Annotated in this window: 1 protein-coding gene and 1 pseudogene; both read right to left on the bottom strand. The window is 43.8% G+C overall.

Translation table 11 applies throughout. The annotated features are described in order from the left end of the window. The coding region (locus tag J2Y37_RS15820; protein WP_349033417.1) for a GTP-binding protein at positions 1-1,181 on the bottom strand (1,181 nt) is incomplete at its 3' end. A gap of 178 nt (positions 1,182-1,359) precedes the next feature. Next, positions 1,360-1,513, bottom strand: a pseudogene (locus J2Y37_RS15815) (30S ribosomal protein S7); the annotation flags it as partial.

The following is a 1,513-nucleotide window of genomic DNA, read 5'->3' as shown; positions in this document are numbered from 1 at the left end:
CCGGTGGTCACGTCTTTATGACCTACACACGCTGCGATATCACCTGCACGGATTTCATCAAGATCTTGTCGTTCGTTCGCATGCATTTGCACGATTCGACCGATACGTTCACGCTTAGATTTAACTGGGTTATAAACTGGATCACCTTGTTTAAGCACACCAGAATAAACACGTACGAATGTTAAGTTACCTACGAATTTGTCGTTCATGATTTTGAACGCAAGTGCAGAGAACGGTGCTTCGTCAGATGCTTCACGAATCGCTTTAGTTTCAGCTTTATCGTCAAGGATACCTTCGATTGGCTTAACTTCAGTCGGTGATGGTAAGAATTCAATAACAGCATCCAACATACGTTGAACACCTTTGTTTTTGAATGCAGTACCACAAAGCATAACTTGGATTTCACAAGCTAATGTACGAGCACGTAAACCTGCGATGACGTCTTCTCTAGAAAGCTCACCCTCTTCGAGGTACTTGTCCATTAACTCTTCTGAAGCTTCAGCAGCAGCTTCGACCATGTTAGTACGCCATTCATTAGCAGTATCAACCAAGTCAGCTGGGATCTCACCGTATTCAAACTGCATACCTTGAGACGCTTCATCCCAAATGATTGATTTCATTTCGATCAGGTCAACAACACCTGTGAATGTATCTTCAGCACCAATTGGTATAACGATTGGTACAGGATTTCCGCCCAAACGTGTTTTAACTTGTTCTACCGCACGGAAGAAGTTTGCACCAGTACGGTCCATCTTGTTCACGAATGCTAAACGAGGCACTTTATATTTGTTCGCTTGACGCCATACAGTTTCAGACTGAGGCTGTACACCACCAACTGCACAGTAAACCATGCACGCACCGTCAAGAACACGCATAGAACGTTCAACTTCAATCGTGAAGTCTACGTGTCCCGGGGTGTCAATTACATTAATACGGTGTTGTGGGAATTGTTTACTCATGCCAGACCAGAAACAAGTCGTTGCAGCAGAAGTAATGGTAATACCACGCTCTTGCTCTTGTTCCATCCAGTCCATTGTTGCTGCACCGTCGTGTACTTCACCAATTTTGTGAGATACACCTGTGTAGAACAAAATACGTTCAGTTGTAGTTGTTTTACCTGCGTCAATGTGCGCAGAAATACCGATGTTACGGTAACGATTAATAGGGGTTTGGCGAGCCATGATGTCTTACATTCCTAAATGTTATATTTAAAACAGGGCGCATCAATGAAATTGATGCGCACGAATATTCAAGCAGGCAACTTAAATACCCGCAAAGCCTCCACTTTGATAGAGAGCGATGTTGAATCGAGCTACGGTATGCATGAATATTCTCCTGATTAGGGACTGTTTTATCCGTTTAGAAACGGTAGTGAGAGAAGGCTTTGTTGGCTTCAGCCATACGATGCACATCTTCACGTTTTTTGATCGCAGCACCTTTACCTTCAGCTGCATCAAGCTAGTCTCCTGGAAGACGTAAAGCCATGGTTTTTTCTGAACGCTTAGCTGCAGCA

Origin of the sequence: Acinetobacter sp. 3657, assembly GCF_031456775.1 — a bacterium.
In the GTDB taxonomy this organism is placed as follows: Bacteria; Pseudomonadota; Gammaproteobacteria; order Pseudomonadales; family Moraxellaceae; genus Acinetobacter.
The sequence above is the reverse complement of the archived record's forward strand: the minus strand, read 5'-3'. Positions and strand labels throughout refer to the sequence as shown.